We start from the raw sequence: 7,927 nt of genomic DNA on the forward strand, positions 1-7,927 counted from the left end.
CGAGCTCGGCGCGCCGCTGCTTCTCCTGCCAGACGAGGCGCTCATTGAGCTGCCCGGCGGCGTACTGTCGATCGACGCGGCCGTCGACGAGGCCGGACAGAACCGAGCCAACATAGGGGATGTCACGCACCGGCCCGAGCGGAACGCCCTCGTAGTACCCTACGACGACGCCGGCGACGACGATGGGCAGGCCGAAGCGGGAGGTCGCGAAGGCGAGGAAGGGACCGACATAGGGGATCGAGGCGAAGGCGATCATAGCTCTTGGTCCTCGTCGAAAGCGCGCAGCGCGATCGTCTGGCCGGCGCGAGCATGGGTGCAGTCGCTGAGGAACTGGATCTGACCGTCCGTCACGAACGAGTGGCACCTCAGCGGACGCGGCTCGATCTTCTCGCCGGCCATGACCCTGTCGTATTCCTCATCGGTGATCTTCTGGACGCCGGTCACCAAGACCGACGGCTGGAATGTTGGCCGATCGAAATTGCCGTTGAAGGTCCAGCTCGGGCCGATGACATGCGCTTCATCGCAGCCCGGGCACCAGAACATCAGCCGGCCGCCTTCGACGGTCCTGAGAACACCGCGTGCCGCCATATCAGCAGTCCCTCAGAACGCCGTGATGGAGAAAGCCGTGGAAGCCTGGCACGGCGATCGATCCTGCGCCGGCAGCGCAGGTTCTCCCGTTCTTGTCGACGTGCAGCGTGCCATCCTTGGGGTGGCCGTGGCGCACCCAGCAGAAATGCTCGTTGTCATCTGGCATCGTGCAGTTGCGGGCGCGAGTGTCGACGTGCCAGTCATGGTTGCCAGGCAGCTTCACTACGAGCGAGCGGTGGTCCGGCCCGACCATATGGGCACAGCCGGTTGGACCATCCTTCCGACGCTCCGAGATCCACCAGGCATCCCAGCAGCTTCCCACTGGAGCTTTGTCGAGGGTCGTCCGCTCGCCAGTCGCTTCGCAGACATAGACCTGCCGGCCGAACAGCTGGAAGGGATCATCGGCACCGAACGGCCGTCCGCAGGCGCTGCAGGATGTCGGCCATCGCGGGTCGTTTTCCGGCGGCTTGCGGTCTTCCCGCCCGCCATCGATGTAGCCGTCCTTGGTGTAAAGGATATCGGCCTCGCCGAGCTCGAACATGGCATTACAGAAACTGCCGGTCGACGTGCACTTATGCTTGTCGCTCGACGTGTACCGCCTAAGCCATTGGCGTTCGCGGTTGGTGGGCTCAAGCCACCGGATCTTGTACTCACTCATGCGAAATGCCTCGTGATGGCGAAGACGATCAGGAAGGCCACAGTCCCGGCCGCCCAGGGGAGAACCGTGCGGACGAGTTCGGTGAGGATCGGTTCCATCAAGGCATCCCCACCGCCTCGGCGAGCCGCTTCGCCTTGCGGTTCGCATACCAGCGGTAGCCCAGGCCGCCGATCGCGAGCAGCGCGCTGACGATGGTCAGGATGACGATGATCTTGCCGATCCACTCGCTGGCGTAGCTGAACGGCAGCAGCTGGTCCTGCAGGCTTTGAAGGGTGCCGGCGACGACGCCACCGCTGACGCCGGCGCCGGTGGCGACATCGGCCGGGGCAGTCATGGGCGCCGCCTCGGCGTCCTCTGCAAAGGCCTTGGCGCTGGCGCCATCATAGAAGTTGGCGACCTGCGGGGCGTCGTTCGTCGCCCAGGCCTGGCCGATTGAGCGGACCTCGGCGACGCGCGCCGACCAGCCTCGGCCAAATGTCGGCCAGGTCCTGAGGTGCCTCATGAAGGCGAGGCGCTGGTCGCAGATACGACCGATCAGGGCGTCGAGGTCGTTGACGGCATTGACGGCCGCGACGGTGGTAAGACCCATAGTGCCGTCGACGCGGCCTTTGTAGACCGGTCCCAGCGCGCGCTGCAGCCAGATGATCGACTGTTTCGGGCCAGAGTTCACGGCCCCATCGAAAAGCACGTAATCGACGCCGGCGGGAAGATCGTCACCCTTGACGGCATCCCAATACTGGCGGTCGTAGATGTCGGCGATCTCCTGGTTCGAGATCTGCTGCACCGATCTGGTACCGAGCCCCTTGCCGCGCCGGTAGGCGTCATAGACCCGCTGGGTGACACCTTTGTTCGTGGGGCCGCCGGGATCCTTAGGATGGTTCACGTAGCCGCCCTCGTGCGCGAGCACGCGGGACAGCGCTTCCTTTTCACGGGAAGATGCCATTGGACGGTCCTCTTGTTTGCCCTGTGGTGAAAAGCTATTGTCCCGGCGCGCCATCCGGGGGATTTGCATGCGCATAAGTAGTGAAGCCAGGCTCGCGTCGGCGGTCGCAATCATCACGGTCGGCTTTGTGCTTGCCGATATCTGGTGGTCCCGCAGCTCCAATATCAGCCTCGATCCTCGAAGCTGGATCGAGTTCGCCAAGGTGATGGCGTTGCTGGCCGTCGTGTTCGTCGTCATGAAGGCGATCGAGCACCGCCTGGAGGCCGATCGCTCAAAGCCTGGACGATCGATCAGGCATGCCGCCGAAAGCCTGCGCTGGGTGACGGTAAACGCCGCCCTGTTCATCCCGCTCGGCTTCGCGTCGGATCCTGGCCGCCCAACTGGTAGAAGCCGCGCCGTCCGCCGAGACGCCAATGCTGCCAGCAGTCGAGAAATAGCCGGCTATATCGACCTTGAGACGTAGGGCCATCAGCAGTTCGGCCAATGGCCATAGGTTCACGAGATAGTTAACCGCCGAAATCATCATGCTATTCAGCGACTTATCAGGACGACTGGCGGGCTGCCAAGTAAATCGAAGTTAACGAATTGCTAATTTTCCTTTGACTCCAAGAACCTACGGGAGAAGGATCAATGCGGGACCGGGGGATGAGCACCTACAGGGGCACCTCTGTCCGGGTTAGTAGGGTGTAAAGGGGAAATCACATGAAGAAGCTCATGAGCATGACCAAGGCGTTCCGTGACGACGAGAGCGGCGCGGCAATGGTCGAATATTCCATCCTCGTCGGCGTAATTGCCGCGCTGGCGATTCTGGCAATCCTTGCGATCGGTGGCTGGGTCACGGGCCGTTTTACCGGTCTCTGCACCGCTCTCAACGGCGGCCCTGGCACCTGCGACGCAGCCACCGGCACGGGCACTTGATCAAGTTTAAGCGCGCTGCCGTCGATTGAACCCGAACAGCGCGCTCGCCGACGACCTTAAATCGTTCGAGAGCTTCGGCGATCTTTGGTCAGAGGCAACGAAGGGCCGGCGTTTCATCGCGCCGGCCCTTTTTCATTTTCAAGCCGGCTGGATCGCGACTGCGGCCATCTGCGAGCCCGACGCGGTTCCCGAAAATGTCGATGTCACCGATTCCCCGGGCGTCGACGCCTTCGAGCCATGGATGCCGCGCATGTCGGTGCTGGAATTCGAGTTGTAGTCTTCGGTGATGTTGCTCAGCGAGCCAGTACCGCTGCCATTGTTGCAGAAAGCAAATAGCGCCGCGCCGCTTGCCGGAATCGTTATCGTCGCGCTGGTGGTTCCGGTCGACGTGGATGAAGCTGTTTGCGATGCCTCCGTGGCGCGGCAGACCACGATGGTTGCAGCGAGTCCGGTCCCGCTGAATGTCAGGACTACATTACCAGAGGTTGACGCCGAAATTGATGATCCGCTGCCTGCGTCAACAACCCACACCTCAGCATTGCGAACGGCTGCCGCGCCCTGCGCCCTGACCAGCCGCGTCGCACTGGCACCGCCAACCGTTACCGTGTCCAGCGTCCTCGTGCTGCTGAAGTGATCATAGGCGATCGAAATGAATAGAAGTCGATTGGCAGCAGTCGCACCAAACGACATGCTTGTTCCCGTGATCGTAGAGCCTGCCTGCTCTGGTGCCGTGAACGTGCTTACGGCAGCGATAGAAACTGGCGCGGCGGGAGCGCTAGAACCCCGTCTGGCACCAAAGCCACTGAGTTGGTTGACCATTAGCATGGGTCAATCATCCTTCAGCGCGTCGATGACATAGAGGACTTTCACGCCGTGCAGGCGTGCGTCGATCGCCATGGTGTCGGAACCATCGGAGGGATTTCGGTGGATGCGGAACTGCACCAGGTCGCCGGCAGAAGGGGAACCTGACACAGTGATGGCCGAACTTTCGGGCCCGACATAGAGATCGTTCGTCGTGCCCCCTGTGTCGGTCGAGGTCTGCGCGGTTCCGAAGGCGACGTCAAGAGTGTCGTCGTCAGAAATGGCGACGGCATCGAGGCCCCAAACCACGCCGAAATTGGTCGTGGTGGATGCGTGAGACCAGTACGGGATGAAGGTGATGGTGCCCTCGTTCCAGCTTTTCGGCATCGCGATGTCGAACTGGGCGAACTCCTGCGTTGACGCATCGAAGTCGAGCGTCGAAACCATGTTCTTGTTGCTCGACATTTCTGCGGTGCCCGATGTCGCGCCGTTGGTCGTCCGCGGCGTCATGGCTGCAGCCGGCATCCAGATCGTCTGCTTATTAATGTCGACAGCGAAAGACCGATCCGCCGAAAGGTCGCCGCCGCCAGTCAGGCCAGTGCCGGCCGTAAGCGATCGAGACGTAGGTACGGAGCCACCCGCCGAGGTCAGTTGAGCAAAGGCAAGCGAGGTCGAACCGACCGTGATCGGCGCGTTGGTCGAGCATGTCCATTGCGTGTCGGCATTGGCAGTGCCTTCACTAACGTAGCATGTTGCATTGACCAGTTCGGCGCCGGCATCGGCATCCGTCGCGCGAGTCGGGGCCCCGCTGGCATTGACAGTATAGATGCCGTTCTCAGCGCCGCTCGACTGGTTCTTGATGAGGATGCGGTCACCGGTGACCAGCGTCACACCGTCTATCGTGTCGCCATTCTCATAAGCCGTCGACAGCGTCCCATTGGCTGTCGTGGCAACGCGAACGGCCTGCTTCCAGGAAAGGCCCGCAACCTTACCGTCGACATAACCTTTGACGGCCTGCTCGGTCGGCAGGTTGCCGTTGGAGTTCCCGGCCAGCGTGGCGTCGGTCGAGATCGCGACGCCGCTATCTTGGATGACCTTGCCGGTGGTGCCGCTGAACGTCGCGACGTGGCCGCTGGTCGAACTGCCGGGACCGGTTACGTCGCCGAGGCCGCCGCTGGTACTCGTAAGCGCCCAAACGGAGCCGTCGTAGTAATAGTAGGCGTCCTCGTCGGCGGCATAGGCCTGCTGGCCGGGCAGCGCTGGAATGATCTTCCACGCCGAATTGTAGTAGAGAGCGACCTGCTTGTTGTGCCCCGACCACGCACCGCTACCCGCCGTGCCGATGACGTAGATGTCACCTTCGGCCGGCGATCCGGGAGGCGCGTTGTCGCCAACAGAAACGGCGCCGAACTGGCCGACGCCAGCCTCGAGCATGGCGATCGCCTCATTGATGGTGACCGAACGATCGACCTGGCTCGTGGCAAGCTCGGTAATACCAAGACGGTTTGAGGTGGTCATGCCGCTTCTCGCATTTCGATGCCATCGCCGTAAATCGCCGAAACCTGCGCGACGCCGAATTCAAGGGACGTCTGGGGGGAGCCGAAATCGGTCGTCTGATCGGCTGCGGTGTAGGTATAGGTGCTCGTCGTGGCGTCGTAGCTGTTCACCAGCACGCCCATCCCGTCGTAGATGTTGACGACATAGGCCTCGCTGGTCTCGCTCATCGGCGGGTCTTCCGGGCCGCTTTCCGGCCATGCTTGGCCAAGGCGATCGCGGCGCCGCCAGGTCAGGATCCAGTCGCCCGTTCCATCATCGAGCACTGCGCTGGCGAGCTGTGGAGACCAAGGCCGCAGGGCCTTGCCCATGTTGGTGAAGGTGACGGCGCCGGTGGAGTCGAACACGGTTGACGTCGGCACCGCGACATAGATGCGCGACAGCGTGCGATCGCCATCGGCCGGCCTCGTCATCGCCTGGTCGTCGAGGTGATAGACGGTGGCGCCGGCCGCATGCCCAGCCATGGCGAACTCGGTGCCCTTCAAGCCGCGCAGCAGCGTCGACAACGTCCAGGTGCCATCGAGATTGTCGACCACCGAGGCGGCGCGAATATACTCCCACTCGCCCGACGGGTTCCTGACCGCAAAACCGTTGGTCGTCTCACTGCCCAGCAGCGCTTCCTCGCTCACGCTGTCCGGTGCGGCGCCGACCGGCACAGCGATGTTGAAGACGCTCACGCGGTCCCAAGCGCCAGGATGCGGCCGATCGGGAAGGGCATCGATCGCGATGCCGCGGATCATGCCGTTGGTGAGGCCGGCCCACGGCGCGTAGGTGCTGCCGCCATCCTCGGAGCGATAGATGGAAGCGGAACGGAAGTTGCCCTGCGAGATCACGGCGACCCCGGCATAGAAGCCGTCATTGTCATCGGCCGAGCGCAGAAGATGCCCGTCGATCAGGACCGGCGTGACATCGGCCGGCCCGAGCAGCGTATCGATGACATAGGGTATCGACTGGCCGACGGCTTCGGACGTGAAGGAATCGCCGCGCTTGCGAAACTCCATCTCGACGACATGGTCGCCCGACATCTTGGTCACCACGGCCTTGGCGGTGCGGGTGTCGTCGAGCGGCACGTTGACTACCAGGCCGGGATGCAGGTCCATGTGCTTGGCGCTGGTCGTCGTCTTGTAGACGATCGCGGCATCGCGCAAGGCATTGAAGAGGATGTCGGCGACCTTGGCCGCATCGTCATCGGTCAGCACCTGGGCGGTGGAGAATTCCATCGTGCGGTTGCGGCGCACCTTGATCGGGGCGCCGGTCTCGTCGGCCTGCGACGGCTCGTCGCTGAACTTCGGATCATCCTTGGTAGTGCCGGCCTGGGCGCCGATACGATAGACGGCATCGTAGCTCGGGTAGGTGATGATCATCTGCTCGGGCATGTCGAGCGCGGCCGGATATTCCTCGCTGATCTGCACCGGATCAGGTTCGGAATTCAGAGCCATGCCGGTCTCGGCGAAGGCGATGGTTCGAACAGCCGCGGTCTGCCGAGGGAAGAACTTTTGCACGCCGTCCACCTGGGCGAAGTCGACGAAGTTGACGCGGGTCAGATCCTCGATGATGCCGCGCGGCGGCGTTCCGCTGCGGTCGCCGTAGCCGTAAATCTGGGTCGTGATCGCGGAGACGTCGGAATCGAGGCCAGCCAGCAGACATTCAGCCTCAAGGACGTCAGCGAGATCGACCGGCAAGCGCTGCGCGCGCGGCAGATACCAGATCATCGGAACGACGTCGGTACCGGTGGTGATCGCTGCCTGCCATGTCTGGTTGAAGCCGAGGAAGTAGTATTGCGTCTCGGTGGTGTGCAGCCAGGTCGTCGTGCTGGCGTCGATGCGCTGGACCTCAGAGAGATCGGACACCCTGTAGATGACGATGTCGTTGCGATCGGTGCCACTGCCGATCTTGAGGCCAATCTGATCGGAGGCCACCTTCAGGCGCGTCGACATCAGCGGATCGGTATAGGGAACGCCGCCGGAGAAGCTGTTGACCTTCGATCGCAACAGCGTCGAGAGATCCGGAGTATAGACGTAGATGCTGCCGTTGACCGTCACGATGATGACGGAATCGCTCTCCTCGTCGTAGAAGGCTGTCCTGGCAAAGGTATCGAGCGCCGACAGCGTGACCTTGCTTGCCGATACGCCGACCGAATCCCACGAGATGACGACGATGATCTTGCTGGGATCGAAGACCCAGTCGGTGCAGCCGTAGAGGCGGGTCGGCGAGGCGCTGAGCGACTTGGTCTCATAGGTGCCACCAAGGGCGACGCTATAGACAACGCTATAGCCGGTGCCGATGCTGGAGAGCATCGTCAGCGTGCCGCCGGAGCCGTAGACGAACAGATAATTGACGCCGCCGAAGCTGATGTCGTCCATCGACGTCCAGATCACCGGAACCGCTGGCCCGACGCCGGAGATGTCCGCCTCGAATGCACCGGTGGCGGCATCAAAGACGCGCATCCCTGGTTGGCTTTGGTA

Annotated in this window: 9 protein-coding genes; 2 read left to right on the forward strand and 7 right to left on the reverse strand. The window is 62.6% G+C overall.

Going from position 1 to position 7,927, the window contains the following annotated elements; genetic code table 11:
- The 4 genes from EN742_RS16050 to EN742_RS16065 form a co-directional block, all read right to left on the reverse strand.
- Nucleotides 1-256, reverse strand: a 256-nt coding sequence (locus EN742_RS16050) for a hypothetical protein (protein ID WP_210214464.1), incomplete at its 3' end; no start/stop codon positions are given.
- A complete protein-coding gene (locus EN742_RS16055; RefSeq protein WP_128333015.1) occupies nt 253-588 on the reverse strand; it encodes a DUF6527 family protein in 336 nt (111 codons plus the stop codon). The genes EN742_RS16055 and EN742_RS16050, both read right to left, overlap by 4 nt.
- 1 nt (nt 589) lies before the next feature.
- Nucleotides 590-1,246, reverse strand: coding sequence for a hypothetical protein (locus EN742_RS16060; protein WP_128333016.1), 657 nt, complete (start codon nt 1,244-1,246; stop codon nt 590-592).
- A gap of 97 nt (nt 1,247-1,343) precedes the next feature.
- Nucleotides 1,344-2,189 (reverse strand): glycoside hydrolase family 108 protein, encoded by an 846-nt coding sequence (locus tag EN742_RS16065; protein WP_128333017.1) that lies wholly within the window; start codon nt 2,187-2,189, stop codon nt 1,344-1,346.
- A 67-nt stretch (nt 2,190-2,256) separates the two neighbouring features.
- Between EN742_RS16065 and EN742_RS16070 the strand changes: the two genes are divergently transcribed.
- Nucleotides 2,257-2,652, forward strand: coding sequence for a hypothetical protein (locus EN742_RS16070; protein WP_128333018.1), 396 nt, complete (start codon nt 2,257-2,259; stop codon nt 2,650-2,652).
- A gap of 239 nt (nt 2,653-2,891) precedes the next feature.
- Entirely contained in the window at nt 2,892-3,107 is a 216-nt protein-coding gene (locus EN742_RS16075) for a Flp family type IVb pilin (RefSeq protein ID WP_128333019.1), read from the forward strand.
- A gap of 138 nt (nt 3,108-3,245) precedes the next feature.
- On the opposite strand, the gene EN742_RS16080 is transcribed toward EN742_RS16075, so the two are convergent.
- From EN742_RS16080 to EN742_RS16090, 3 genes are all read right to left on the reverse strand, one after another.
- On the reverse strand, nt 3,246-3,797 hold the full coding sequence (locus EN742_RS16080) for a hypothetical protein (RefSeq protein ID WP_128333020.1): 552 nt from the start codon (nt 3,795-3,797) through the stop codon (nt 3,246-3,248).
- A 138-nt stretch (nt 3,798-3,935) separates the two neighbouring features.
- Nucleotides 3,936-5,426 carry a DUF2793 domain-containing protein gene (locus EN742_RS16085; protein WP_128333021.1) on the reverse strand — a complete coding sequence of 497 codons (1,491 nt, stop codon included), beginning with the start codon at nt 5,424-5,426 and terminating at the stop codon, nt 3,936-3,938.
- A partial coding sequence (locus tag EN742_RS16090; RefSeq protein WP_210214465.1) for a phage tail protein occupies nt 5,423-7,927 on the reverse strand: 2,505 nt, incomplete at its 5' end. The genes EN742_RS16085 and EN742_RS16090, both read right to left, overlap by 4 nt.

Source organism: Mesorhizobium sp. M4A.F.Ca.ET.020.02.1.1, from assembly GCF_004022645.1.
Taxonomy (GTDB): domain Bacteria; phylum Pseudomonadota; class Alphaproteobacteria; order Rhizobiales; family Rhizobiaceae; genus Mesorhizobium.